The sequence below is a fragment of the Pseudomonas sp. P1.31 genome, assembly GCF_001269815.1.
Lineage (GTDB): Bacteria > Pseudomonadota > Gammaproteobacteria > Pseudomonadales > Pseudomonadaceae > Aquipseudomonas > Aquipseudomonas rustica.
The window spans coordinates 24,800-50,376 of record NZ_LHVN01000040.1 but is presented as its reverse complement, the minus strand read 5'-3'; the positions used below and the strand labels follow the sequence as shown (position 1 = coordinate 50,376).

The following is a 25,577-nucleotide window of genomic DNA, read 5'->3' as shown; positions in this document are numbered from 1 at the left end:
CGACCCATGACCGTGTTGAAGATGTCCGACCTCGATCTGCAAGGTAAGCGCGTATTGATCCGCGAAGACCTCAACGTCCCAGTCAAGGACGGTGTTGTCACCAGCGATGCGCGTATCCTGGCTTCGCTGCCGACCATCAAGCTGGCCCTGGAAAAAGGCGCGGCCGTGATGGTCTGCTCGCACCTTGGCCGTCCGACCGAAGGCGAGTTCTCCGCCGAGAACAGCCTCAAGCCTGTCGCTGACTACCTGAGCAAAGCGCTGGGCCGTGAAGTGCCGCTGGTGGCTGATTACCTCGGTGGCGTTGACGTCAAGGCTGGCGACATCGTGCTGTTCGAAAACGTGCGCTTCAACAAAGGCGAGAAAAAGAACGCTGACGAACTGGCCCAGCAATACGCCGCCCTGTGCGACGTGTTCGTGATGGACGCGTTCGGCACCGCTCACCGCGCCGAAGGTTCGACCCACGGCGTGGCCAAGTTCGCCAAAGTCGCCGCTGCTGGCCCACTGTTGGCCGCCGAACTGGATGCACTGGGTAAAGCGCTGGGCGCACCGGCTCAGCCAATGGCAGCCATCGTTGCCGGCTCCAAGGTGTCGACCAAACTCGACGTGCTGAACAGCCTGAGCCAGATCTGCAACCAGTTGATCGTCGGCGGCGGCATCGCCAACACCTTCCTCGCGGCGGCCGGTCACCCGGTGGGCAAATCGCTGTACGAGCCGGATCTGCTCGACACCGCGCGTGCAATCGCCGCCAAAGTCAGCGTGCCGTTACCGGTTGACGTAGTGGTTGCCAAAGAATTCGCCGAAACCGCAGAAGCCACCGTCAAGCTGATCGCTGACGTCGCGGCTGACGACATGATTCTGGACATCGGCCCGCAAACCGCAGCCAACTTCGCCGAACTGCTGAAATCGTCGAAAACCATTCTGTGGAACGGCCCGGTCGGCGTGTTTGAATTCGACCAGTTTGGCAACGGCACCAAAGTGCTGGCTCAGGCCATCGCTGAAAGCTCGGCATTCTCCATTGCTGGCGGTGGCGACACCCTGGCCGCCATCGATAAATATGGCGTGGCTGAGCAAATCTCCTACATTTCCACCGGTGGTGGCGCGTTCCTCGAATTCGTCGAGGGCAAAGTGCTGCCAGCCGTTGAAGTCCTGGAAAGCCGGGCCAAGGCCTGAGGCCGCCCGTTTGGCCAGGCAAAGGAGTGTTCACATGGTCAAGTCGTTAGCACTGTTGTTGCTGACCGGTACGCTGGCGGCCTGCGGGAGTAACCCGAAGGCCGAAGCGACGCCGGCACCGAGCGAGTCGCAGAAGGGCTGTTATCAGGCCGACTGGCAGGCCGAAACCAACCCTGTGCTGAACAAGCGCTCGGGGCCGGACGGTCTGGACAAATACGAGACGCAAACCCCGGCCAAGGAACATGGTTGTCCTTGACGGGTCTGACTCTTTAACTCAGGGCTGGCGGCGTGCGCCGTCAGTCGAGGAACACGGATGAAAGGCTTGATCGCCATTGTGGCGTTGGCATTGTTGGGCGGTTGCGCGCAGTTGAACCTGTTCCAGTCGTCTGCCCCGGCGGATAACTGGACGACCTGGACCTGCGACAGCCAGGCCAAAGTGCTGTGGCGCTACGCCGATGCCGACAAGAAGGAAGTCGACGTTCGACTGGGTGGCGGTGATCAGGTCTATCGCCTGAAAGAAGAGCCGGGCGCTTCGGGCACGCTGTACAGCGACGGCATGCTGGCGTTTCACGTCAAGGGAGAGGAAGGCCTGGTGTACTGGGTCGCCACCAATGACCTGATCGGCCGCGGCTGCAAAGCCGAGTAATTGCAACACCTGTAGGAGCAGAGCTTGCTCGCGAAAGCGCTGGTTCAGCTTGCATCAACAGTGAATGTGCCTGCGCATTCGCGAGCAAGCTTTGCTCCTACAAGGGTTCTGCGCAGTTCTGAAGAATTGGCTGTATCGAATCACCAGACCGGGCCTCAACCCCCGATCTGCAATCACTTGAATAGCCGCCGCCGCTCCGGCAGGCTGGCACGATTAACGACCCTCAACCGGGAGAGACACACACAATGGCACTTATCAGCATGCGCCAGATGTTGGACCACGCAGCCGAATTCGGCTACGGCGTTCCAGCTTTCAACGTCAACAACCTTGAGCAGATGCGCGCCATCATGGAAGCCGCTGACAAGACTGACTCCCCGGTGATCGTTCAGGCTTCGGCCGGCGCTCGCAAATACGCCGGCGCACCATTCCTGCGTCACCTGATCCTGGCCGCGATCGAAGAGTTCCCGCACATCCCGGTGTGCATGCACCAGGATCACGGCACCAGCCCTGACGTCTGCCAGCGCTCGATCCAACTGGGCTTCAGCTCGGTAATGATGGACGGCTCGCTGGGCGAAGACGGCAAGACCCCGACCGACTACGACTACAACGTCCGCGTTACCCAACAAACCGTGGCCATGGCTCACGCCTGCGGCGTTTCGGTAGAAGGCGAGCTGGGCTGCCTGGGTTCGCTGGAAACCGGCATGGCCGGTGAAGAAGACGGCATCGGCGCCGAAGGCGTTCTGGATCACAGCCAAATGCTGACCGACCCGGAAGAAGCCGCTGACTTCGTTAAACGCACCCAGGTCGATGCCCTGGCCATCGCCATCGGCACCAGCCACGGCGCCTACAAGTTCACCAAGCCACCTACCGGTGACGTGCTGGCCATCGACCGTATCAAGGAAATCCACAAACGCATCCCGAACACCCACTTGGTGATGCACGGTTCCTCGTCGGTGCCACAAGAGTGGCTGGCGATCATCAACCAGTACGGTGGCGACATCAAAGAAACCTACGGCGTACCGGTTGAAGAAATCGTCGAAGGCATCAAATACGGCGTACGCAAAGTCAACATCGACACCGACCTGCGTCTGGCATCCACCGGCGCGATGCGTCGCCTGATGGCCACCAACCCGAGCGAATTCGACCCACGTAAATTCTTCGGCGCGACCGTGACTGCGATGCGTGATGTGTGTATCGCTCGTTATGAAGCGTTCGGTACTGCGGGCAATGCTTCGAAGATCAAACCGATCTCGCTGGAAGCGATGTATCAGCGTTATCTGAAAGGTGAGTTGAACGCTAAGGTTAACTAAGCGTTCGGTTTGACCTGTTAAAGAAACCCGCCGAGAGGCGGGTTTTTTTGTGGGTGGGTTGTACGCAGTCTGTGACGCATAGCTGAACCCCTGTAGGAGTGAGCCTGCTCGCGATGGCGGTGGGTCAGTCAGCACAGATGTTGGATGTTGGTCCGTCATCGCGAGCAGGCTCACTCCTACAGTTGGATCGGATGTGGGCTGTAGGAAATTGGGTGGCTGTCAGACCGTCAACGTTGACAGGCCAACTCTCACAAGTGACGGGGGTTATTTATCGTGATCGATATCCAGTTTGGTGAAGGTCACCTGGCCGCCTTCGCTGGTGTAACCGGTGTTGTCTTGCACGTAAACCCCGGCCTTGAAGTACAGCGGCTTATTCCGCCACGTTGCGCTGATTTGTGAATCCCATTGATACCCGGCCGCGCTCACGCCTAGCGCGCCGCCCGGGCTCAGGTGAATGAGGTAGTTGAACTCGTTATCCAGTTTGATCCCGGTGGCCAAGGTAATAACGCGGCTTTCTTTGTCATCCGGGTGCATGCGCACCTTGATCACAAGATTGCCGGTTTCAGTCTTGGTCTTGTACTGATATTCAAGTTTCACCATCGGCCGCTGGCTTTCATACGCATGAATCTGGCCGATCACGATTTTGCCCGAGCTCGGCACTTTGTTGACCGTAACCGTCGCGCGCAGCAAGTTGTCGGCGTCGGGGTAATACCAGTTTCGCAGCGTGCCATTGCTGTAGGTCTCGCGCAGTTCAGTGCGTGGATAGATGGCGTTTTCGGTTTTTGAGCCGGTCACCGGTGACCAGAAGAACAAAGTGCCGGTGTCGGAATGGAAGTACTGATCTTTGAAGCCATTCACCAGTTTTGAGGTTTCGACGGTGTACGGCGGACTGCCGACGGGAACGCTGAGGTTCCAGGTTGCGAGATCGATCATGTCGGTTCTTCCACTCAGTTCATCCTGAACGCGGGTGCCAGAAGCTCTAGCCCGCGCCTTTTGGGGGCGGCCTTTATAAGCGTAGAGGCGTTTTTTGTTAACGCCCGTTTGGCAGATGATTGACGTCAACATCCTGTCGAAATGCCATCTTTCCCGGATTCCGGGGGCTGTAGCGGTGACCGTTAGTCGGTAAATGGCACGTTTGGTTAAATGATGGCCTGATGACAGCTATTGCTTTTACAGATCCCGGACTAGAGTGAACGCTCAGTATGTGTACGGTTTTTACCGGAACCGACCTGTAGTCCCGAGAAGAGAAGCAGCATGGAATGCGCGCAACCCCCGCCAGGTGAAGGCAACTCTGTCCTATTGATTGTTGATGATTACCCTGAAAACCTGATCAGCATGCGCGCGTTGCTGCAGCGTCAGGACTGGCAGGTCATCACCGCCGCCTCCGGTTTCGAGGCGCTCAGTCTGTTGCTTGAACACGACGTCGATCTGGTACTGCTCGATGTGCAGATGCCGGGCATGGACGGTTTCGAGGTCGCGCGGCTGATGCGCGGCAGTCAGCGTACGCGGCTTACGCCAATTATTTTCCTCACCGCCAACGAGCAATCTCAGGATGCCGTGATCAAGGGTTACGCCAGCGGTGCAGTGGATTACCTGTTCAAACCGTTCGACCCACAGATTCTCAAGCCCAAGGTGCAGGCATTGCTGGAACACCAGCGCAATCGCCGCGCATTGCAGCGTCTGAGTCATGATCTGGAAGCGGCGCGAGCCTTTAATGCTTCGGTATTGGATAACGCTGCCGAAGGGATTTTGGTGGTGGGCGAGGACGGCGTGATCCGTTTTGCCAACCCGGCGATTTCCCGGCTGCTCAACGCGCCAGTAACGGAGCTGGAGGGTAAGGAGTTTCTCGACTACCTGCAGAAACCGCACATTCCCGTGTGGGCCGATTCCGAGTTTTATGCCGGCTACAAACGCGGGGAAACCCTAAGACTGCACGACGCTTTATTACGCACCGCGCCGGGTCAGCAGGTGCCGGTGGCACTTTCATGTGCTGCGCTGCCGTCTGAGCAGCACGCGATGGTGGTGACCGTGCTGGACATGTCGGTCGTACGTCACCTTCATCAGCAACTGGAATTCCAAGCGGTTACCGATCCTTTGACCGGTTTGCTCAATCGCCGAGGTTTCTACCAGACCGTTGAAAACCTGCTGCTGCGTGGGGAGCGCAGCGACAGCAGTTGGGTGCTGCTGTATCTGGATCTCGATGGCTTCAAACGGGTCAACGATTCGCTGGGTCACGATGCCGGCGACCGCGTGTTGCGCTGGGTCTCTGAACAGTTGAAGGCTTGCCTGCGACCGTTCGATATCCTCGCGCGCATGGGCGGCGATGAATTCACCGCACTGCTGGATCTGGAATTCCCTGAGCAAGCGGCAAAGATCGCCGAGAAACTCATCGAGCGCGTTTCCATCTGCCAGCAAATCGAAGGGCTGGATATCGCCCTCGGCGCCAGTATCGGTATCGCGACGTTCCCTGACTGCGGCTCAAACCTCGACGGACTGCTGCGCGCCTCCGACATTGCCATGTACGAAGCCAAACGTGCGGGGCGTCAGCAATATCGCTTCTATGATCACGAAATGAATGGCCGCGCCCGTTCGCGCTTGATGCTCGAAGAGAGCGTGCGCACCGCCATCGAGAACCGTGATTTCAATCTGGTTTATCAGCCGCAAGTGGCCATCGACACTGGCCAGATCCGTGGGTTTGAAGCACTGCTGCGCTGGCAGCACCCAAGTGTCGGCGATGTCCCGCCAGGGCTGTTTTTACCGTTGCTGGAAGAGGCGCGGTTGATCAGTCGGCTTGGCAGCTGGATCTATCATCGCGGCGCTGGTCAACGCAAAGCCTGGGAAACCTTGTTCGCTGAAGATCTGGTGCTTGGTGTGAGTTTGAGCAACACCCAGTTCAGCATGCCGAACCTGGTCACTGAATTGCGTCAGGTCATGGAGCGCCATGCGCTGCAGCCTCGGCAACTGGAAGTTGAAGTCACCGAAGAAGCCTTGATGCAAAACCCTGACGAAACCCGCAAGCAACTGCGCTTGTTGCGCAATCTCGGCGTGCGGGTGGCGCTGGATGATTTCGGTTCTGGCCCGTGTTCGCTGGCGCATCTGCGTGATCTGGAGCTGGACACGCTTAAACTCGATCGCCACCTCATCGCTCGATTGCCGGACTCTGCGCGCGACGCTTCGCTGGTGAGCACGGTGATCAACTTGTGCAAACAGTACGGTTTGCTGGTGATCGCCGAAGGGGTCGAAACCATCGAGCAATACCAATGGCTGCAGGCGCATGGCTGCGAGTACGTGCAAGGTTTCCTTGTCGCACGGCCATTGATCGCCGAAGACGCCGCCAGCTTCGCCGAGCCTTTCGACTGGAGCGCGCTGCCCGGTTGAATTCGCTACACTGGCGCACCTTTTTTCGAACCGTGCCGCCCGTCCATGACCGTGTTGAAGTACCTCCAGGCCTATCCCGCGCAATTGCAGGATCAGGTGCGCCAACTGATCGCCGAAGGGCGTTTGGGCGATTACCTGAGCCAGCGTTATCCGGGGCGGCACGATGTGCAGAGCGACAAGGCGTTGTACAGCTACGCGCTGGATCTCAAGCAGGAATACCTGCGCAACGCCCCGGCCATCGACAAGGTGCTGTTCGACAACCGCCTCGACCTGACCCACCGCGCCCTCGGTCTGCACACCACGGTGTCGCGGGTGCAGGGCGGCAAGCTCAAATCGAAGAAAGAAATTCGTATCGCCTCGTTGTTCAAGGACGCCGCGCCGGAGTTTCTGAAAATGATCGTCGTGCACGAACTGGCGCACTTCAAAGAGTCGGATCACAACAAGTCGTTTTATAAATTGTGCGAGCACATGCTGCCGGGGTATCACCAGATCGAGTTTGATCTGCGTGTGTACCTGACGTGCCGGGATTTGTAGGAGCTGCCGCAGGCTGCGATCTTTTGATTTTCCAATTAATGGGCCCATGCATGGACGTCAGCAAGACCAAAAGCAGTTTCTATCGCCGCCTATACGTGGCGTACCTGATCGACAGCGGTCTGGCGCCGAGTGTACCGACGCTGACCGAAGTGACCGGCATGCCCCGGCGCACGGCGCAGGACACGATCGCGGCGCTGGCGGATCTGGATATCATTTGTGAATTCGAGCAGGAAGAGGGCGCACGCAACCATGCCGGTCGTTATCGGATTCGCGAGTGGGGGGCGATTGATCGGGGGTGGATTGAGCGGAATTTGCGGCAGATAAAAGCGGTGCTGGAATATCCCTGAAAGTTGCTGTGCCTGAGGCTGACGCCTTCGCGAGCAAGCCCGCTCCCACAGGGAAATGCATCCCAAGTGTGGGAGCGAGCTTGCTCGCGAAAGGGCCCTTAAGAGCGACGCATGCCGATATGTGGAATGTCATCCTCCAGATATTCCTCACCCGCCACCACAAACCCGTACTTGCCGTAATACCCCTGCAAATGCGCCTGCGCCGACAGATAGATCGGTATCGCTGGCCAGTTCTTCTCAGCCTGTTTCAACGCCTCTTCCAGCATCTCGTGGCCCAGGCCTTTACCGCGTCCCTCCGTTGAGGTCAGCACGCGGCCAATCACCACGTCACCGCCCTGGGATTCCGGATCCAGCAGGCGCAGGTAGGCGACCAGTTGATCATCGGCCCAACCCATCAAATGGCAGGTGTCGCCGGCCAGATCCTGACCATCGGGATCCAGGTAGGCACATTTCTGTTCGACCACGAACACTTCCGAGCGCAGCTTCAAAATGGCGTACAGCTGCTCCTTGCCCAGATCGCTGTGATGTTTGCAGATCCACTCGATATTCATTTGCCGACTCCTTGAACGTGTGTCCGGATACTAAGCGTCCACGCCTTTGATGTCTGCATGGCGTAAGAGTCTGTGACAAAGATCAAAATGCCATCATTCCTTTCTCGCGGTCGTCACGTCTTTGTGTAATCTGCTGGAGAGCGCTGTGCACTGGCTCCGTTGAGCTACTGTTAGTGCCTGGGTTTTGCCGGTAAGGGGCCTTGGGGTTTTGACTGAAAACAGGCCGGGCAGCCCGCCCGCTAAGGATTTTCAAGCATGCCGCGTGTGTATCGAGCCTTTGCGTTGATCGGACTGCTCCTGCTGGCTCAAACCGCTGCAGCGGACAAGCTGCGGTTGGTGTTTGATATCTGGCCGCCCTTTACCGACGACACGCTGGTCAATGGCGGTCTGGCCACCGACATCGTCAGCACCGCGCTGGCCCGCGCCGGATATGCCAGTGGCTACGAGCAAGTGCCGTGGGCACGGGCGCTGATGGGTGTTGGTGAAGGGCGTTATGACGTGTTGGTCAACGCTTGGTACAACGAAGATCGCACCAGACTCGGGCAGTTTTCCGGCGAATATCTGCTCAACCGCATCCGCTTTCTCAAGCGCAAAGACACACCGCTCGACTACTCCAATCTGCAACAACTGCACACCTATCCGATTGCGGTGGTGCGCGGTTATGCCTATTCAGCGCCGTTCGATGCCGACACGGCGTTGCAGAAAGTCCCTGTGCATAACTTCGCCATGGCCGTGCGCATGCTCGCGGCGGATCGGGTCAAGTTGACGCTGGAAGATGAGTACGTGGCGAAGTATTACCTGGCGCGGGAATCAGCCAAGGTGCGCAACTCCGTGGAATTTTTGCCCAAGCCGTTGAGTGAGAACAGCCTGCACATTTTGGTCAGCCTGAAGAATCCGCAGCATGCGCAGATTGTCGCGGGGTTTGATAAGGCGATTGCGGCGATGAAGGCGGATGGGAGTTATGAGCGGATGCTGCGCCAGCATGGGATGTGAGTTTCTGATCCCGGAGTTGTGTTGTTGCTGATGGCCTCTTCGCGAGCAAGCTCTGCTCCTACAAGGCCTACGCAATCCCGTAGGAGCAAAGCTTGCTCGCGAAGGCGTCCTGTCAGGCAGCACTAACCTCACTGGTATCCTTGATCAGGTGCGCCGCCAAAGTGCGCAACGGCCCCAACTGCCGGCAAATCAGCGCCAACTGCGTCTGCACCAACCGCTGCCCTTCATCAATCTCATCGGCCATCTGCTCCAGCTCATTGGCCAGCGCTTCTTCTTCATCACTCTGAATCGCAATCGGCTGTTTACTCGCCAGCCCCTGAGCAATTTCATCAATGCTTGCCGCCAGTTTCACCCCGGCCCCATCGATCAACTGTTCGCGCACCTCCGCCGGCAACTGCGTCTCGCGATGCGCGCCCAGGCCTGACAGATAACTCAGCAACGTGTGCGACAGCACCAGAAAGCGGAAACCGACATCCGCTTCCTTCCTGAAATGCCCCGGCTCCATGAGCATGTTCGCCAGCGTCGTCGACAGCGCGGCATCGGCGTTGTGCGCATTGCGCCGGGCGAGACGATAAGCGAGGTCGTCGCTTTTGCCGGCGGCGTATTGCTGCATGATCTGCCGCAGATAGATGCTGTTGCAGGTCAGGGTGTTGGCCAGCACTTTGTTCAGGCGTCGACCCTGCCAGTCTGGCAGGAACAGGAACACCGCGAGCCCCGCAATCAAGCTGCCGAGCAAGGTATCGAACAGCCGTGGCAGGAACAGCCCGTAACCGTCGCCGACCTGATTGAAGCAGAACAACACCATGATGGTGATCGCCGCGGTCGCCAAGGTGTAGCGCGTGGTGCGGTTGGTGAAGAACACCACGCCGGCAGCGATGGCGAAACACGATTGCACCAACGGGTTCGGGAACAGATCGAACAGCGCCCACGCCACGGTCAGGCCGATGGCGGTGCCGAAAATCCGCTGACCGAGTTTGCGCCGCGTCGCGCCGTAGTTCGGCTGGCAGACGAACAGCGTGGTGAGAATGATCCAGTAGCCTTGCGACGGGTGAATCAAATGCACCATGCCGTAGCCGATACTCAGTGCCAATGGCAGGCGCAGGGCATGACGGAACAGCAGCGACGTCGGCGTCAGTTGTGTGCGCAGGCGAATCCACACGTCTTTGAAATTGCGTGGTGAACGATCGAGCAGGCTGCTGTCGGTCGCGTCAGCCAAGGCATCGGGATTGCTCGCGTCGCTAAGTAAACGGTCGAGGGTGCCGAGGTTGGCCGCCAGTGCGCGCAGCGAGCGCAGCAGCCCGCGCCAGGCCGGATTGCTCTGGATGCGCAGGTGTTCGAGGGACGCGTCGAGGTCGCTGAGGGCTTCGGCGAAACTGGCGTCGTAGATGAACGGCTGACGCAACTGGATCGACTCGGCGAGAGCCCGGCAGGCTTTGCCTTGCTGGCGCAGCAGGCGTTGGCAGCGGAACAGCACGTCGCTGTGGAAAAACGCATCAGCGAGGGCGTTGTACGGATAGTGCGAAGAACTGGCGCGTTCGTGAATGTCTTGCGCGAGGAAGTACAGCTTCAAGTAGCGGCTGACTTTCGAGCCGGGGCGACCGTTACCGACCCGGTGCAGGATGATTTCTTTGGCACTGTTCAGCGCCGCCACCACACGACCGTTTTGCTGGGCCAGTTCCAAGCGTCGCGCTTCGACGTCCATCTGCCTAATCGGCTCGAACAGCGAGGATTTCAGTTTCAGGTAAAAGCCCAGTTCGCGGAACAGTCGCGCCAGACTTTGCTGCACCGGCTGATTGGAAAACAGTGCCTGCCACAACACCGAGAGCAAGCCGTACCACGCGGCGCCGGCGACCAGCAGCATCGGTTCGTGCCAGAAATCGGTGACCGCGCCACCGCGCTGATCCACGCCGATCATCGTGTACACGGAGAGGATTAATGTCGCCGAAGCAATCGCCCCATAACGCTCGCCGAGCGCACCGAGCATGGTCAGGCCGAAACTCGCCAGCGCCAGGGCAATGGCAAACACGATGGGGTAGGGGAAGAGCAATTCCACCGACAGCGCGGCGATGCTGAAACACACCAGCGTCACGGCGAGGGCGTTGAGGCGGCCCTGCCAACTGTCGTCGGTTTCGGCCAGGGCGCTGGCGATGATGCCGAGGAACAACGGGATCAACAGGCCCATTTCATCCTGATACCAACACAGCGCCATGCTGCCGGTCAGGGCGATGAACACCCGCACGCTGTAGCTGAATTTATCCAGCGCCCACAGGCGCCGCAAAGACTGACGAAACGAGGTCGAGGACATGAAGTGCGAAGGCCTTCCGAGGCGATGCCGCTAAATTGAGCCAGTAATGACGCCGACGCAATGGCGGCGATCACATCTGACAGCAAAAAGTGTTCCTTGATCGCCCCGCACGCCCTTGTAGGAGCTGCCGAAGGCTGCGATCTTTTGATCTTGATCTTAAAACAGGATCAAAAGATCGCAGCCTTCGGCAGCTCCTACAGGGGGAGTGTTGTTTCGGTCAGGCGTATTGCGCGGCGGCGTAGCCGGAGGCCCAGGCCCACTGGAAGTTGAAGCCGCCCAGATGCCCGGTGACGTCGAGCACTTCGCCAATGAAATATAGGCCGGGGCTTTTCAGCGATTCCATGGTTTTGGACGACACTTCGCGGGTATCAACGCCACCGAGCGTCACTTCGGCCGTGCGATAACCTTCAGTCCCCGCCGGCACGACTTTCCAGCTGCCCAGCTTCTCGGCGATTTCCGCCAGCTCTGCGTGGGTGTACTGCTTCATCGGCTTGGAGACAAACCAGTTATCCGCCAGCAGATTGGCCATCTTCTTGGTGAAAATCTCACCCAGCAAAGTTTTCAATTCACTGTTCGGACGCTCGGCCACTTGCTGTTGCAGCCAGCTCGCCGCGTCGTGATCCGGCAGCAGGTTGATCTCCACTGTATCGCCCGATTCCCAGAACGACGAGATCTGCAAAATCGCCGGGCCGCTGAGGCCGCGGTGAGTGAACAGGATGTTCTCGCGAAAGCTCTGATCGTTGCAGCTGACCAGGCAATCCACCGACGTCCCGGACAGCTCGGTGCACAATTCCTTGAGCTGATCGGTGATGGTGAACGGTACCAGGCCGGCGCGGGTCGGCAGCAGTTCATGGCCGAATTGCTTGGCCACTTGATAACCAAAACCGGTGGCGCCCAGCGTCGGGATCGATAGCCCGCCGGTAGCGATCACCAGCGACTGGCACTGAACCTGTCCGAGGTTAGTGTCGAGCAGGTAACCGCTCTCGACTTTCTCGATGGTCTGGATCGACGTGTCGAGGTGCAACTCGACGCCGGCCTGATCGCACTCGGTGAGGAGCATTTCAAGAATGTCGCTGGATTTGTTATCGCAGAACAACTGGCCGAGTTTTTTCTCGTGGTACGGCACGGCGTGCTTGCCGACCATGCCGATGAAATCCCACTGGGTGTAACGCGCCAGTGCGGATTTGCAGAAGTGCGCATTCTGCGAGAGAAAATTGCTCGGTTCGGTGTACATGTTGGTGAAATTGCAGCGGCCACCGCCCGACATCAGGATTTTCTTGCCGGCCTTGTTCGCGTGGTCAAGCAGCAAAACCTGACGCCCACGCCCGGCGGCGGTCAGTGCACACATCAACCCAGCGGCGCCAGCGCCAATGATCACGACTTCGGTAGAGCGCAAAACGGTGTCCTCACAAAGAATTCAAAATTCACCGAAGACCAATGTGGGAGCGGGCTTGCTCGCGAAAGCGGTATATCAGTCAACATTGATGTTGTCTGACACTCCCACTTCGCGAGCAAGCCCGCTCCCACATTTGATCTCTGTCGGCCAGCAGATCGGTTACAGGATACGCACGCGCAGCGAACGGCCTTTGATCTTGCCGTCGTTCAGGCGCTGCAACGCTTGCATGGCCACGGTGCGGTCTACAGCCACATAAGCCTGGAAATCGAAGATCGCGATCTTGCCAACCTGCGCGCCCGGAATACCGGCATCACCCGTCAGTGCACCCAGAATGTCGCCCGGACGCACTTTGTCTTTACGGCCAGCACCGATGCACAGCGTGGTCATCGGCGGTTGCAGCGGGGCGAGGCCCTGGGACTTGAGGTTATCGACCTGATCCCAGTTCAGCGGCGATTTTTGCAGTTGCTCGATGGCTTGCGCGCGATGCGCTTCGCCCGGAGCAACCAGGCTGATCGCGATGCCTTTCTCGCCAGCGCGACCGGTACGGCCGACGCGGTGAATGTGGATTTCCGAATCGCGCGCCAGTTCGACGTTGATCACCATGTCCAGCGCATCGATGTCCAGACCACGGGCGGCAACGTCGGTGGCAACCAATACCGAAGTACTGCGGTTGGCGAACATCGCCAGCACCTGATCGCGATCACGCTGTTCCAGATCGCCGTGCAGGCCGACGGCGGAAATGCCTTTGGCGGTCAGGTGATCAACAGTTTCTTGCACTTGCTGCTTGGTGAAGCAGAACGCCACGCACGACGCCGGGCGGAAGTGGTGCAGGACTTTGGTCACCACGCTCATGCGATCTTCCGGGGAAATCTCGTAGAAGCGCTGCTCGATCTGCGTGTCATCGTGGAACGCTTCGGCTTTCACCGTTTGCGGGTCACGCATGAATTTCGACGCCAGTTGCTTGATGCCCACCGGGTACGTCGCGGAGAACAGCAGGGTCTGACGACGCTCCGGGGTCTTGACGATGATGTCTTCGATGGCGTCGTAGAAGCCCATGTCGAGCATGCGATCGGCTTCGTCGAGGATCAGCGTGTTCAGGCCATCGAGCACCAGTGAACCTTTGCGCAGGTGCTGTTGAATGCGCCCCGGGGTGCCGACGATGATGTGCGCGCCGTGTTCCAGCGAAGCGATCTGCGGGCCAAACGACACGCCGCCGCACAGGGTCAGAACTTTGATGTTGTCTTCGGCACGGGCCAGACGACGGATTTCCTTGGCGACCTGGTCGGCCAGCTCACGCGTCGGGCAGATCACCAGTGCCTGGCAACCGAAGTAGCGCGGGTTGATCGGGTTCAGCAAACCGATGCCGAACGCGGCGGTTTTGCCGCTGCCGGTCTTGGCCTGAGCGATCAGATCCATCCCTTTGAGGATCACCGGCAAGCTCTGCGCCTGGATCGGCGTCATCTGGGCATAACCGAGGGATTCGAGGTTAGCCAGCATGGCGGCGGACAGCGGCAGAGTATTAAAAGCGGTGGCGATGGTGGTCACGGGACAGGCCTGCAAAACAAAATGTCGCGCAGTGTAGCAGCCCCGTGCCACTTTCCTCGAAAGTTCTGGACGAACAGCGACTAAAACCAGAAGTGAAGGATTTACCTGTGGCGAGGGGATTTATCTGTGGCGAGGGGATTTATCCCCGTTGGGGTGCGCAGCACCCCCCTATACCTGCCACCTCGGTACATCAGACCGATCGCATTCAACCTTTTGGGGCTGCTGCGCAACCCAACGGGGATAAATCCCCTCGCCACAAAAGCCAGCATGGCAAATTAATGTTCAATGTGTTCTTCCGGCCGTTTCGCGCGGCGGCCGTCTTCTTTCGACAGCTGCGAGAAGATCGTCGCCGCCAACATCGCCATGATCCCGACAGTGACAAAGGTCAGCTGGAAGGCACCCAGCACAGTCTCCACACCATCATTACCGACCTCCGCCGTAAACCCGCCAAGCAACGCACCCGCGCACGCCACCCCAAGACTCAACGACAACTGCGCGACCACCGACAGCAAACTGTTGCCGCTGCTGGCGCTCGCATCATCCAGATCAATCAACGTCACCGTGTTCATCGCCGTAAATTGCAGCGAGTTGATCGCGCCAAGTACCGCCAGCAGACACAGCAGCAACCAGTACGGCGTCTGCTCGCTGACCAGGCCCATGCTCGCCAGCATGATCCCCAGCGCCAGCGTGTTGCCGGTGAGGACGATGCGGTAACCGAGCCGCTCAATCAGCGGTCGCGCCACCCACTTGGCGATCATCGCCGCAGCGGCCAGCGGCAGCATGCTCATCCCCGCTTGCGACGGTGAATAACCCAGCGCGACTTGCAGCAGCAACGGCACCAGAAACGGCAACGCGCCGCTGCCCAGACGCGCAAACAGGTTGCCAAGAATGCCGACGGCAAAGGTTCGGGTCTTGAACAGTGACGGCGCGAACAGCGGGTTTTCGATATGCCCGGCACGCAACCAGTACGCCGCCAGACAGGCCATGCCGCCGAACAGCAGCAACATCACGCGCAGGTGCGGCAGATGCAATTCGCCAAGGCCTTCCATGGCGATGGTGATCAGGATCATCGCCGCGCCGAACAACAGGAAACCCAGTCCATCAAATCGCGTGCGCTCGCTGCCGCGCAGGTCGGGAATGAATTTCCACACCGCGTAGCAGCCGATCACGCCGACCGGCAGGTTGATCAGAAAGATCCAGTGCCACGTCAGGTATTCGACCATCCAGCCGCCCATGGTCGGGCCGATCAACGGGCCGAGCAGACCGGGGATGGTGATAAAGCCCATGATCCGCACCAGTTCGGATCGCGGATAAGCGCGCAGCACCACCAGGCGCCCGACCGGCAACATCAGCGCACCGCCCAGGCCTTGAATGACGCGAGCGCCGATCAGCATGCTCAGGCTGCTCGACAGCGCACAAAGCAGCGAGCCGAAGCTGAACAGCAGAATCGCACCGAAGAAGATTTTCTTGGTGCCGAAGCGGTCGGCGATCCAGCCAGAGGCGGGGATCAGCAATGCCACGGTGAGCATGTAGGCGATGATCACGCCTTGCATGCGCAGCGGATCCTCGGCGAGATCTCGGGCCATGGCGGGCAGGGCGGTGTTAAGAATGGTGCCGTCGAGAGACTGCATGAAAAACGCAATGGCGACGACCCACGGCAACCAGCGGGCGGTGATGGCGTCGAGAGGCGGGCGATTGGGCATGGAACCTCTGATGGGTGGTTAATCCAAATTCTTGTTCAAACATGAAACCCTGTGGCGAGGGGATTTATCCCCGATGGGTCGCGCAGCGGCCCCAAAAAGCGGGACTGCTGCGCAGTCCATCGGGGATAAATCCCCTCGCCACAGTTTCTATTCCAACAGTTGATTCCCTGTGTGCCGGGGATCTTTGTTTTACAGCGTTAGCGTGAGTCGGCTAACCAGCGCCCCCGGCAGCAATGCCGACGAGGTATTGCGCTGGCTGTACGTGCTCGCCGAGAGCAGCAACTCGCGCTCCGCCGTCAGCGCTTCCAGCTGCGAACCCAGCAGGCTGTACGCGCTGTCGTCAAAACGCATGGTGCTCACCGGCGCCTGAATTTCGCCGTTCTCGACCCAGAAGGTTGCAAAACGGGTCATGCCGGTCATGCGTGCCGCCGGTTGATCCGAGAAATTCAGGTACCACAGGTTGCTGATGTACAACCCGGTGCCCAACTGCTTGAGGATCTCTGCTTGCGACAGATCCCCCGCCGCCATGTTCAACGCACTTGGCGATTCACCGCCGCTGGCGCCGTTAGCGGCCAAACCATATTCCGCCGCACTGCGTGAACCAACCAGTTGATCGCCCGCCTTGCCTTCGACGATCAAACGCAGATCGCTGCGCGGATAACCTTCGCCGGAAAACGCCGGGCTCAGTGAGTCGCTGACCTTTTCGTCCAGCGACACCAGTGGGCTGAACGCCTGATCGCCGACATACAACTTCTGCAACGGGCTGCTCTTGCTGGCAATCGACTGCGCCGAAAATCCGCCCCAGCTCAACATGCCCATGATTTCTTCCAACGCTGCTGGCGCCAGATACGCGCGGTACTGCCCCGGTGCCAAGGTGCGCAACGGCCGACCGAGAAATTCCAGTTGCTCGCGCGCCTGAGCAAAGCGCTTGGCGAACCCTTCGCTGCTCCAGTCATGCCCGGCGTAGCTGGCTTTCACCGCTTCGCCGTTCTCGTGAAACAGGCTGAAATCGAAGTTGAAGCTGTTCGCCTGATGCCAGCCAAACGCCCCCGAAGAACTGGCAAAACCACGGCTGATCGGCCCGGCGGCATAGAAGCCCACCAAGTCGAGACCTTCAGCGGCAGCGCAGATTTCATCGACCACCTGTTCCGTGTCCGGCAGTGGATGTTCCTGCACATTCTTGCTCTGCCAGCCGTTGTGATTGAGCAGCAGATAGGGATCCTGCGGCAACAGCGGCAAGGTTTCGCGCAGTTGTTGCAGACCTTCGGCGAGGCGTTGCAGATCGCCTTCCTGATCACCGGAGAGGGTGACTTGCAGGTCGGCATGACGCCCGTCGTTGATCAGCTTCAGAACGATGTTGGCCTGCTGCACCTGCCCGGCCTGACGCACTTTGGCGTGATTGAAGCGCACAAACGCCGAGGATTCAGCGGCATAGCTGAGGGTGAACTGTTCCGGCTCACGGACGCTGTCACGCAGCCAATTGACCATGACCTTGAAGGCGTCGGACTGACTCTTCGAAATGCTCATCAGGCGTCTCCCCCAAACACATCAACGTTGCTGAATACGCAGGCCGGCGAAGCGTGGCCGACGCGGATCACCTGATTTGGTTCGCCCTTGCCGCAGTTCGGCGTGCCGAGCACCTTGACGGTGTTGGCGTCGCCGACGGCGCGCAGGCTTTTCCAGAAGTGCGCGGAAATCGCCCGGTAGTTCGGATTTTTCACCACGCCTTTAAGTTCACCGTCTTCGATCAACTGGCCCCATTCGCAGCCGAACTGGAATTTGTTGCGCGCATCGTCGATCGACCACGAACGGTTGGTGCTCATCAAAATGCCGTGCTCGATGCCTTCGATCAGCTTGTTCAACGGCTGATCGCCCGGCTCGATATTGAGGTTGGCCATGCGGTCGATCGGCGCACGATTCCAGCCGCAGGCGCGGCTGTTGGCAACGCCATCCATGCCGGCACGGAATTGCGACAGCGCACCGCCCAGCGGCCGCAGCAACAGACCTTCGCGGATCAAAAATTGTTTGCTCGCCAGCGTGCCGTCGTCGTCATGGCCGTAGCTGGCGAGTTCTTCGGGAATGCCCGGATCGAAGGTTACGTTGAGCAGCTTCGAGCCGTATTGCAGGGTGCCGAAGTCACTGGCCTTGACGAAACTGGTGCCGGCGTAATTGCGTTCATCGCCGAGGATGCGGTCGAGCTCCAGCGGGTGGCCGATGGATTCGTGGATCTGCAGCATCATCTGATCCGGCATCAACAGCAGATCGCGCGGGCCTTGCGGGGTGTTCGGCGCGAGCAGCAATTGCAGGGCCTGATCGGCGACTTGCGGGCCGGCGCCGATCAGGCCGCAGCGGCTGATCACATCAGCGCCGCCCTGTTGGCCGAAGTTTTCGCGGCCGAGGCTGCGGGTCTGGCTGTCGTTGCCGTCGTAGGCGGTGACGTCGAGGCCTGGATAGACGAAGCGCTGGGCCTGGCGCAATTCGGCCCCGGCGCTGCTCAGATAAATCTGTTCGACGTGAGTAATGCCGATGCTCACCTGCCAATTCACCAGGCGCTCATCCTTTGGCACCGAGGCGGATTCCGCGCCGAGCAGCTCAAAGCATTCGCTCAGGGACGGGAAGGGTTGTTCGAGATTGGGCGAAAAGTAATCAGCGCGATCGCTGGACACTGGCTGATCGCGCAGGTCGAGCAAGGCGTGCGGCTTGAGGCGGCGGGCCTGAGTTTCGGCGCGTTCAAGCGCAGCTTGCAGGCCTTGTTGCGACAGGTCGTTGGTCGCGGCATACGCCTCAACGCCATTGACGCGAACGGTGAGCATCGCGCCCTCGTCACGGCTCAGGCTTGGCGGCTCGGCGACGTTCTTGCGCACCGACAGGTATTGCCCGGACTCGCGTACATACCGCAGGGAAAAGAACTCAGCGCCCGTGCGCAAGGCAGCGAAGCGCTGCTTGAGCTGGGGGTGGAAATCGAACATTCGGGAACCTCCTTGTCAGGGGGAAGCGGCAGAGCAACGGCGGGGAGGGGGTGAAACGGTTGCGCGAGGTCTAGAGTAGGCCTGCGTGGGGGGGAGTATCAAGGGTGACGCTTGAGAGGGAAAATATTCGGCGAGTGATAGTCATCCCGCCACCCGACAGAGGGGAGCTTGGCCGGCCTGTCCAATAGCCCCCTTTGTCGGTCCCTAGGAATAAAATTTCAGTTATTCAAATAGACGAACGCGCATACGTAAATCAGCAAGCTGGCAAAGAAACTGGGCAGGATTTGTCGGGTCTTGGCCACTGCGACAAATGTTCCGACTAACAGCAGAATCTTCAGCGCATCCAGAATCTGAAACTGTTGCATCAGACTTGGGCCATCAAGCTTGGCAAATGCGGTTTCGTAAATGATCACACCTAACATCGCCTGGGCGCTGTAACTGACGAAGCGGTAGAAGGAACCGTTGGTGCGCGTCAACGCCGAAGTGTTTTTGAAAGCAAACGGTAGTGCGCGAAATGCAAAAGCTGTGAGTGCGGCAAAGCCGATTAGCATCCAGAGGGTCATTGGATAACCGTTCCTTGGCGAGTACAGGTGTTTTCGATCATTACGATCAAGCCGCCGATTACAAAAGGTGTGATCAGCAAGTTGTAGTCCTTGAACAACAACACCAGCAAAGGAGCACCGATGAAACCCAGCCAATAGCTGGAGACTTCCATGTAGTGCGGCCAGTGCTTGCCGGCCAATGCAGTAAACTGAAGTGGCAAGAGCATCGTCATGGCGGCAGCAATGACCGGCGAGGCAAAACCTGCACCGGCGATGAAGCCAACGTAAGTGCAGATAATCGACAAGGCGAAGATCGGAGCACCGACGCCGATAAAATACGCGAACGGGAAACTTTTCTCGTGCTTGAAGCGAGTTATGCACGCGGTGAATATCGAGGGTGTCAGCAAAACCAGTGACGCGAGAATTTTACGCGTCGACGTATGCTTCAAGTGCGGCGCCAACGTCGCTGAGAGCAAAACGAATCGGGCATTGAGCGCCAGAATAATCGGGATCAGTAACCATCCGTCGTTATAGTTTTGTATGAGTAGAAACTGTAGCGGTGTCGAAAAAATCAGCAGGGTCGTTGCCATCGTCTGACTCAAGGTCAGCGCTTGGGCTGCGCCCACCATGCCGATTGATAGATACAGAAAAATGAACGCGATGCCGAACGTGATCGCGTCTCGTCCACCTGCTTTGAGCGTTTGTGCGAAGGTGGAATTTGCTGGCGATTGACAGCCCTTCATCAAATCGCTTCCTGAATGGTGTGTTTTTCGTCCAGCGAGTAGTACTGCTTGCGAGGCCCTTTGCTGCGAAACAGCAAGCGTGGCGTGTTGTTCAATGTCGAAGTTGCGGCTTGCGAGCGAACGTCATCGGCACTGATGTTCAGCGTAGGGCGGGCATGCAATATCTTGTTATTGGCAACGATGAGGAACGTGCCGGTCTGTGCTGTGGAGACATTACACTTGGCGGCCGAGATCCCGGCGCGGATTTTATCCAGTACCTCTTGACCACCGTTGAACGCACGCATTCGCTCGCCGCTGTGAATGTCGATACGGAAATCCAGTGAAAATCGGTAGCCATACTGTTCATCGTATTCAACGACATTTCGAACGCGCTCCTTCGAGCCACTGACGTTTTTGCCTGAAACAAATATCGCCTGCATACCCAGCAAGGTTTGAATTTCCTCATCATTAAGTGATAGCAGCAAGTCAGCAGGGAAATAATAGGCGGTCGGCGTGTGTGTAGTATCCCGGCACACCGTCAGCGCAAGATAGTCAACGTTAAGGCTTTCATACAAGTCATCAGAATGAGGGGTGATATCACCATAACCATTACCCCATTCCCGATATTTTTCCGCGGAAGGTTTCAAGTACAGGGCTTTGTGGTCTTCATATTCGTATTTTATATCAGTCAAGTGAAACAGGTCGGCCAGTGCCTCATGAACAGTGAGGGCCAGTGCTGGGCAGTCGCTGGTAAAAACATTTTTGATACACACGGCGGCGACACCGTTGCGGGCGCCAACCTGGTCAAAATAGAGGGTGTCTTCTGGTCTGAGATAATTAATCAATAAGTTTGTAAGTTGTATTTTTAGCGTGTGCAGGCTTTGTTCTTTATTTTTCTCCCACCATGATTCGATGACGCCGCTTAGATAGCCGAAGTCCAAAGAGATAGTCGTTTCTTTGGACAGTTCATGTCGAAATGCACTGGCGGATATTTCTGAGTTTGTGCGGTTGAGCGGCATCATTCTTCCTTGATTGTGTTTTTTGATGGCGCGCATTCTAGTGTGTTTGTGAGAGAGGTGCAGATGGTAAGTATTACAAGTCTGTTCGGGTGGGTTCGTACTGTTAGAGAATCTGAAAGTTTAAACAAAAAACCGCCAGTCTTTAAAAGAGCTGGCGGTTTTTAGACGTGGCGTTAGTTAGCTGTCAGTGCGCAGCCGGGGTGATATCACGCATCGGCTTGCCTTTGACCGGTGCATCGCCCGCGACGTAGTACGGTGCGGTGCTGCGTGGCAGCGGCTGGCGGCCACGGATCTTGTCGGCGATTTTCTCGGCGATCATGATCGTCGGCGCGTTCAGGTTGCCGGTGGTGATGATCGGCATGATCGAAGCATCGACCACACGCAGGCTCTGCATGCCGTGCACGCGACCTTCGCCATCCACTACAGCCATCTCGTCGGTGCCCATCTTGCACGAGCAGGACGGGTGGAACGCGGTTTCGGCGTGCTCGCGGATGAACTTGTCGAGTTGCTCATCGGTTTGCACTTCGATGCCCGGGCTGATTTCGCGGCCACGGAAAGCGTCCAGCGCAGGCTGCTGCATGATTTCACGGGTCAGGCGGATGCCGTCGCGGAATTCCTGCCAGTCTTGCTCGGTGGCCATGTAGTTGAACAGGATGCTCGGGTGCTGGCGCGGGTCTTTCGACTTGGCCTGGATGCGACCACGGCTTGGCGAGCGCATGGAACCCATGTGCGCCTGGAAACCGTGCTCTTTCACACCGTTGCTGCCGTTGTAGTTAATCGCCACCGGCAAGAAGTGGTACTGAATGTTCGGCCATTCGAATTCCGGACGCGAACGGATGAAACCGCCGGCTTCGAACTGGTTGCTGGCGCCGATGCCGGTGCCGTTGAACAGCCATTCTGCACCGATGGCTGGCTGGTTGTACCAGAGCAGCGATGGGTACAGCGAAACCGGTTGGGTGCACGCGTATTGCAGGTACAGCTCAAGGTGATCCTGCAGGTTTTCACCGACGCCTGGCAGGTCGTGAACCACCGGGATGTCGAGCGACTTCAGCAGTTCGGCCGGGCCGACACCGGAGCGCTGCAGAATCTGCGGCGAAGCGATGGCGCCGGAGCACAGCAGCACTTCTTTGCGCGCTTTGACTTCAACGCGCTCCTCAGCCGAACCGACTAGATAACGCACGCCAACCGCACGCTTGCCTTCGAACAGAATCTTGTCGGTCAGGGCGTGAGTGACGATGGTCAGGGTCGAACGCTTTTTCGCGGTGTCGAGGTAGCCACGGGCGGTGGAAGCACGACGGCCGTTCGGCGTCACGGTGCGGTCCATCGGGCCGAAGCCTTCCTGCTGGTAACCGTTCAAGTCTTCGGTGCGCGGGTAACCGGCTTGTACGCCGGCTTCAACCATGGCGTGGAACAGCGGGTTGTTGCCAGCCTTCGGCGTGGTCACGCTGACCGGGCCTTCGCCACCGTGGTAATCGTTCGGGCCGATGTCGCGGGTTTCGGCCTTGCGGAAGTACGGCAGGCAGTCGAGGTACGACCAGTTTTCCAGGCCCGGCAGTTTCGCCCAGCCGTCGTAGTCCATCGCGTTGCCACGGATGTAGCACATGCCGTTGATCAACGAAGAACCGCCGAGGCCTTTGCCGCGACCGCATTCCATCCGGCGACCGTCCATGTGTGGCTCGGCGTCGGTTTCGTAAGCCCAGTTGTAGCGACGACCTTGCAGCGGGAACGCCAGAGCAGCCGGCATTTGCGTGCGGAAGTCGAGACGGTAGTCAGGGCCGCCTGCTTCGAGCAGCAGAACGGTGACGCCGGCGTCTTCAGTCAGACGGGTCGCAAGTGTGTTACCTGCAGAGCCGGCCCCTATGATGATGTAGTCGTATTCTTGAGTCATAAGTTCTCCTGAGGGAGCTACAAGTCACAAGCTTCAAGCTGCAAGAAAAAGCAGCGAGCGGTGGCTTCGAAATCGGGGAGTGCGGCAACCCCCAAACTGCTTTTACTTGCAGCTTGAAACTTGCCGCTCGTAGCTGATCAGCTAATCAAAATACCGAAACGTACTCACCTAGTTCGACTTGCACGGACTTGATGCGCGTGAAGTTATTCAGAGAGCTGATGCCGTTTTCACGGCCAACACCCGACTGCTTGTAGCCGCCGACCGGCATTTTTGCGTCGGACTCGCCCCAGGCGTTGATCCAGCAGATACCGGCTTCCAGTTGATGAATCACACGGTGTGCGCGGTTCAGGTCTTTGGTGACGATACCGGCGGCCAGGCCGAAGTCGGTGTCGTTGGCGCGGCGGATCACTTCTTCTTCGGTTTCGTAAGAGAGGATCGCCATCACCGGGCCAAAGATTTCTTCACGAACGATGGTCATGTCGTCGGTGCAATCGGTGAACACGGTCGGTGCGACGAATGCGCCCTTGGCGAATTCGCCGTCGGTCAGACGCTCGCCGCCGCACAGGACGCGGGCGCCTTGCTCTTTACCCTTGGCGATGTAGCCCAGCACGCTTTCCATGTGCGCGAAGCTGACCAGCGGGCCGAAGTTGGTGTTTTCGTCTTCCGGGTTGCCGATGCGGATGCGTGCAACGCGTTCAACGATCTTGGCTTCGAAAGCGGCTTTCAGGTGCGCCGGAACGAACACGCGAGTGCCGTTGGTGCAGACCTGACCGGAGCTGTAGAAGTTGGCCATCATGGCGGTGTCGGCAGCGCGATCGAGATCGGCGTCGTCGCAGATGATCAGCGGGGACTTGCCGCCCAGTTCCATGGTCACGTCTTTCAGCGACGAAGCCGAAGCGCTGGCCATTACTTTCTTGCCAGTGTCGGTGCCGCCGGTGAAGGAGATTTTTTCGATGCGCGGGTGCTCGGTCAACCAAGTGCCGACTTCACGGCCGCTGCCGGTCAGGACGTTGAACACGCCGTTTGGCAGACCGGCTTCGGTGAAGATCTCGGCCAGCTTCAGCGTGGTCAGCGAGGTGACTTCGCTTGGCTTGAAGATCATCGCGTTACCGGCAGCCAGGGCTGGAGCGGATTTCCACAGCGCGATCTGGATCGGGTAGTTCCACGCGCCGATACCGGCGACAACGCCCAGCGGCTCGCGACGGGTGTAGACGAAAGAAGTGTCGCGCAGTGGAATCTGCTCGCCTTCGATCGCCGGCACCAGGCCTGCGTAGTATTCCAGCACGTCAGCGCCGGTAACGATGTCGACGTACTTGGTTTCGGAGAAGGATTTACCGGTGTCCAGGGTTTCCAGCGCAGCCAGTTCATCGTTGCGCTCGCGCAGGATGTCGACGGCGCGACGCAGGATGCGCGAACGCTCCATGGCAGTCATCGCGGCCCAGATTTTCTGGCCCTTTTCAGCGGCGACTACAGCGCGCTCGACGTCTTCCTTGGTCGCACGTTGCACCTGTGCGAGGACTTCACCGTTAGCCGGGTTGATGGCTTCGAAGGTGGCATCGCTGCCGGCGTCCGAGTACGCGCCATCGATGTAAAGTTTTTGCAGTTCGAAACGGGCCATAGTGTCCTCGCAAGTGCATTAGTGGTTGGCGTTGACCACCGCGGTGAGGCTGCGGTGGCAGTGAGGGGCCGAGCGTTTTCTGTGTGCTCTAGCTCACCTTCTTGGCCAATTGGAAATCCATGTATTCGTAAGCGATCTGTTGCGCCTGCGCCGTGTCGAAAGCATCTCCCGACAGCGCGCCGCGCAACCACAAACCGTCAATCAACGCTGCCAGGCCACGCGCTGCGGTGCGCGCATCTTCGAGCGGCAACACACGGCGGAACTCGCAGCACAGGTTGGAATACAGACGGTGATCGTTGATCCGCTGCAACCTGTGCAAAGACGGCTGGTGCATGCTGGTGGCCCAAAAGGCCAGCCAGGTTTTCATTGCCGGGCCATTGACCTGGCTGGCGTCGAAGTTGCCTTCGATGATCACCTGCAGATGCGCCCGTGGGCTGTCATCTGCCAGCGCTTGGCGGCGCAGGGTGACGTTCTCGCTGAGGACGCTCATCAGATACCGCATCGTGGCGGCAATCAGGCCGTTCTTGTCCTGAAAGTAATGACTGATGATGCCATTCGAGACACCGGCCAAACGGGCGATCAGCGCAATGCTGGCGTCCCCCATTCCGACCTGATCGACCGCCTGCAAAGTGGCTTCGATCAGTTGTTGGCGGCGGATGGGTTGCATACCGACCTTGGGCATCTTGCACATCTCCTTAGGCCTTCCGAGGGGCGATCAACGCTCATCGGATTGAGGGCCAGTCTATTTTGTTTTGATTGAACGTTCAATCAACAAAGAATAAGATCTGCGACAAATCGTCGCTGCTTACAGATTTTTCCCACATGTGAATGGCGCAAAAACTGACATCCAAAACCGCTCGAACCCTATACGCCACGGCGCTCTCAGGGTTCGGGCTTTTTTCGGGGTGTCTTTATATCACCCGTCGGTCGGCTGCCAACTA

The 25,577-nt window shown here is 58.6% G+C and carries 22 protein-coding genes; 8 read left to right on the top strand and 14 right to left on the bottom strand.

Going from position 1 to position 25,577, the window contains the following annotated elements; all coding sequences use genetic code 11:
- Positions 1-6: 6 nt before the first annotated feature.
- The 4 genes from AD669_RS25245 (at position 7) to fba (ending at position 3,126) form a co-directional block, all read left to right on the top strand.
- Positions 7-1,170 carry a phosphoglycerate kinase gene (locus tag AD669_RS25245; RefSeq protein WP_008081033.1) on the top strand — a complete coding sequence of 388 codons (1,164 nt, stop codon included), beginning with the start codon at positions 7-9 and terminating at the stop codon, positions 1,168-1,170.
- A 34-nt stretch (positions 1,171-1,204) separates the two neighbouring features.
- Entirely contained in the window at positions 1,205-1,426 is a 222-nt protein-coding gene (locus AD669_RS25240; protein ID WP_007913756.1) for a hypothetical protein, read from the top strand.
- 57 nt (positions 1,427-1,483) lie between these two features.
- Complete coding sequence (locus tag AD669_RS25235; protein WP_053124621.1) at positions 1,484-1,816, top strand: MliC family protein; 333 nt, start codon at positions 1,484-1,486, stop codon at positions 1,814-1,816.
- Between the two features lie 245 nt (positions 1,817-2,061).
- Positions 2,062-3,126, top strand: a complete 1,065-nt coding sequence (gene fba / locus AD669_RS25230; protein ID WP_007913760.1) for a class II fructose-bisphosphate aldolase — start codon at positions 2,062-2,064, stop codon at positions 3,124-3,126.
- A 264-nt stretch (positions 3,127-3,390) separates the two neighbouring features.
- Here the strand turns inward: fba and AD669_RS25225 are convergent, their stop codons facing one another.
- Positions 3,391-4,059 (bottom strand): polysaccharide lyase family 7 protein, encoded by a 669-nt coding sequence (locus AD669_RS25225; protein WP_053124619.1) that lies wholly within the window; start codon positions 4,057-4,059, stop codon positions 3,391-3,393.
- A gap of 321 nt (positions 4,060-4,380) precedes the next feature.
- On the opposite strand from AD669_RS25225, the gene AD669_RS25220 reads away from it, so the two are divergent.
- Genes AD669_RS25220 through AD669_RS25210 form a run of 3 tightly spaced genes read left to right on the top strand, consistent with a single transcriptional unit; the run spans position 4,381 to position 7,385 of the window.
- The gene (locus AD669_RS25220) at positions 4,381-6,504 is read left to right on the top strand and encodes a bifunctional diguanylate cyclase/phosphodiesterase (protein ID WP_053124617.1); all 2,124 of its coding nucleotides are present in this window, start codon (positions 4,381-4,383) and stop codon (positions 6,502-6,504) included.
- A gap of 45 nt (positions 6,505-6,549) precedes the next feature.
- The gene (locus AD669_RS25215; protein WP_053124615.1) at positions 6,550-7,038 is read left to right on the top strand and encodes a M48 family metallopeptidase; all 489 of its coding nucleotides are present in this window, start codon (positions 6,550-6,552) and stop codon (positions 7,036-7,038) included.
- A gap of 50 nt (positions 7,039-7,088) precedes the next feature.
- Entirely contained in the window at positions 7,089-7,385 is a 297-nt protein-coding gene (locus tag AD669_RS25210; RefSeq protein ID WP_016772794.1) for a helix-turn-helix domain-containing protein, read from the top strand.
- Positions 7,386-7,483: 98 nt separating this feature from the next.
- On the opposite strand, the gene AD669_RS25205 is transcribed toward AD669_RS25210, so the two are convergent.
- Entirely contained in the window at positions 7,484-7,936 is a 453-nt protein-coding gene (locus AD669_RS25205; protein ID WP_053124612.1) for a GNAT family N-acetyltransferase, read from the bottom strand.
- 255 nt (positions 7,937-8,191) lie between these two features.
- On the opposite strand from AD669_RS25205, the gene AD669_RS25200 reads away from it, so the two are divergent.
- Complete coding sequence (locus AD669_RS25200; RefSeq protein ID WP_053124610.1) at positions 8,192-8,929, top strand: ABC transporter substrate-binding protein; 738 nt, start codon at positions 8,192-8,194, stop codon at positions 8,927-8,929.
- Positions 8,930-9,041: 112 nt separating this feature from the next.
- Here AD669_RS25200 and yccS read toward each other — a convergent pair whose 3' ends face one another.
- From yccS to betI, 12 genes are all read right to left on the bottom strand, one after another.
- On the bottom strand, positions 9,042-11,234 hold the full coding sequence (gene yccS / locus AD669_RS25195) for a YccS family putative transporter (RefSeq protein WP_053124608.1): 2,193 nt from the start codon (positions 11,232-11,234) through the stop codon (positions 9,042-9,044).
- 217 nt (positions 11,235-11,451) lie between these two features.
- Positions 11,452-12,630 (bottom strand): NAD(P)/FAD-dependent oxidoreductase, encoded by a 1,179-nt coding sequence (locus AD669_RS25190; protein ID WP_053124606.1) that lies wholly within the window; start codon positions 12,628-12,630, stop codon positions 11,452-11,454.
- 159 nt (positions 12,631-12,789) lie between these two features.
- On the bottom strand, positions 12,790-14,175 hold the full coding sequence (gene dbpA, locus AD669_RS25185) for an ATP-dependent RNA helicase DbpA (protein ID WP_008085781.1): 1,386 nt from the start codon (positions 14,173-14,175) through the stop codon (positions 12,790-12,792).
- Between the two features lie 275 nt (positions 14,176-14,450).
- Positions 14,451-15,878 carry a multidrug transporter subunit MdtD gene (gene mdtD, locus AD669_RS25180; RefSeq protein ID WP_053124604.1) on the bottom strand — a complete coding sequence of 476 codons (1,428 nt, stop codon included), beginning with the start codon at positions 15,876-15,878 and terminating at the stop codon, positions 14,451-14,453.
- A gap of 189 nt (positions 15,879-16,067) precedes the next feature.
- Positions 16,068-17,405 carry a TldD/PmbA family protein gene (locus AD669_RS25175; protein ID WP_053124602.1) on the bottom strand — a complete coding sequence of 446 codons (1,338 nt, stop codon included), beginning with the start codon at positions 17,403-17,405 and terminating at the stop codon, positions 16,068-16,070.
- Positions 17,405-18,847, bottom strand: a complete 1,443-nt coding sequence (locus AD669_RS25170; RefSeq protein WP_053124600.1) for a TldD/PmbA family protein — start codon at positions 18,845-18,847, stop codon at positions 17,405-17,407. The genes AD669_RS25175 and AD669_RS25170 overlap by 1 nt, the downstream gene beginning before the upstream one ends.
- A gap of 218 nt (positions 18,848-19,065) precedes the next feature.
- On the bottom strand, positions 19,066-19,410 hold the full coding sequence (locus AD669_RS25165; RefSeq protein WP_053124598.1) for an AzlD domain-containing protein: 345 nt from the start codon (positions 19,408-19,410) through the stop codon (positions 19,066-19,068).
- Positions 19,407-20,132, bottom strand: a complete 726-nt coding sequence (locus AD669_RS25160; protein WP_053124596.1) for an AzlC family ABC transporter permease — start codon at positions 20,130-20,132, stop codon at positions 19,407-19,409. The genes AD669_RS25165 and AD669_RS25160 overlap by 4 nt, the downstream gene beginning before the upstream one ends.
- The gene (locus AD669_RS25155; protein ID WP_053124594.1) at positions 20,132-21,130 is read right to left on the bottom strand and encodes a hypothetical protein; all 999 of its coding nucleotides are present in this window, start codon (positions 21,128-21,130) and stop codon (positions 20,132-20,134) included. The genes AD669_RS25160 and AD669_RS25155 overlap by 1 nt, the downstream gene beginning before the upstream one ends.
- A gap of 184 nt (positions 21,131-21,314) precedes the next feature.
- On the bottom strand, positions 21,315-23,018 hold the full coding sequence (gene betA, locus AD669_RS25150; RefSeq protein WP_053124592.1) for a choline dehydrogenase: 1,704 nt from the start codon (positions 23,016-23,018) through the stop codon (positions 21,315-21,317).
- A 145-nt stretch (positions 23,019-23,163) separates the two neighbouring features.
- On the bottom strand, positions 23,164-24,636 hold the full coding sequence (gene betB / locus AD669_RS25145; protein ID WP_053124590.1) for a betaine-aldehyde dehydrogenase: 1,473 nt from the start codon (positions 24,634-24,636) through the stop codon (positions 23,164-23,166).
- 88 nt (positions 24,637-24,724) lie between these two features.
- The gene (betI, locus tag AD669_RS25140; RefSeq protein WP_053124587.1) at positions 24,725-25,318 is read right to left on the bottom strand and encodes a transcriptional regulator BetI; all 594 of its coding nucleotides are present in this window, start codon (positions 25,316-25,318) and stop codon (positions 24,725-24,727) included.
- Between the last annotated feature and the right edge of the window lie 259 nt (positions 25,319-25,577).

Bases quoted from the DNA above. Each gene is read 5' to 3' on its own strand.
- AD669_RS25245 (WP_008081033.1), top strand. From the start codon at position 7: ATGACCGTGTTGAAGATGTCCGACCTCGATCTGCAAGGTAAGCGCGTA.
- AD669_RS25240 (WP_007913756.1), top strand. From the start codon at position 1,205: ATGGTCAAGTCGTTAGCACTGTTGTTGCTGACCGGTACGCTGGCGGCC.
- AD669_RS25235 (WP_053124621.1), top strand. From the start codon at position 1,484: ATGAAAGGCTTGATCGCCATTGTGGCGTTGGCATTGTTGGGCGGTTGC.
- fba (WP_007913760.1), top strand. From the start codon at position 2,062: ATGGCACTTATCAGCATGCGCCAGATGTTGGACCACGCAGCCGAATTC.
- AD669_RS25225 (WP_053124619.1), bottom strand. From the start codon at position 4,059: ATGATCGATCTCGCAACCTGGAACCTCAGCGTTCCCGTCGGCAGTCCG.
- AD669_RS25220 (WP_053124617.1), top strand. From the start codon at position 4,381: ATGGAATGCGCGCAACCCCCGCCAGGTGAAGGCAACTCTGTCCTATTG.
- AD669_RS25215 (WP_053124615.1), top strand. From the start codon at position 6,550: ATGACCGTGTTGAAGTACCTCCAGGCCTATCCCGCGCAATTGCAGGAT.
- AD669_RS25210 (WP_016772794.1), top strand. From the start codon at position 7,089: ATGGACGTCAGCAAGACCAAAAGCAGTTTCTATCGCCGCCTATACGTG.
- AD669_RS25205 (WP_053124612.1), bottom strand. From the start codon at position 7,936: ATGAATATCGAGTGGATCTGCAAACATCACAGCGATCTGGGCAAGGAG.
- AD669_RS25200 (WP_053124610.1), top strand. From the start codon at position 8,192: ATGCCGCGTGTGTATCGAGCCTTTGCGTTGATCGGACTGCTCCTGCTG.
- yccS (WP_053124608.1), bottom strand. From the start codon at position 11,234: ATGTCCTCGACCTCGTTTCGTCAGTCTTTGCGGCGCCTGTGGGCGCTG.
- mdtD (WP_053124604.1), bottom strand. From the start codon at position 15,878: ATGCCCAATCGCCCGCCTCTCGACGCCATCACCGCCCGCTGGTTGCCG.
- AD669_RS25175 (WP_053124602.1), bottom strand. From the start codon at position 17,405: ATGAGCATTTCGAAGAGTCAGTCCGACGCCTTCAAGGTCATGGTCAAT.
- AD669_RS25170 (WP_053124600.1), bottom strand. From the start codon at position 18,847: ATGTTCGATTTCCACCCCCAGCTCAAGCAGCGCTTCGCTGCCTTGCGC.
- AD669_RS25165 (WP_053124598.1), bottom strand. From the start codon at position 19,410: ATGACCCTCTGGATGCTAATCGGCTTTGCCGCACTCACAGCTTTTGCA.
- AD669_RS25160 (WP_053124596.1), bottom strand. From the start codon at position 20,132: ATGAAGGGCTGTCAATCGCCAGCAAATTCCACCTTCGCACAAACGCTC.
- AD669_RS25155 (WP_053124594.1), bottom strand. From the start codon at position 21,130: ATGCCGCTCAACCGCACAAACTCAGAAATATCCGCCAGTGCATTTCGA.
- betA (WP_053124592.1), bottom strand. From the start codon at position 23,018: ATGACTCAAGAATACGACTACATCATCATAGGGGCCGGCTCTGCAGGT.
- betB (WP_053124590.1), bottom strand. From the start codon at position 24,636: ATGGCCCGTTTCGAACTGCAAAAACTTTACATCGATGGCGCGTACTCG.
- betI (WP_053124587.1), bottom strand. From the start codon at position 25,318: ATGCCCAAGGTCGGTATGCAACCCATCCGCCGCCAACAACTGATCGAA.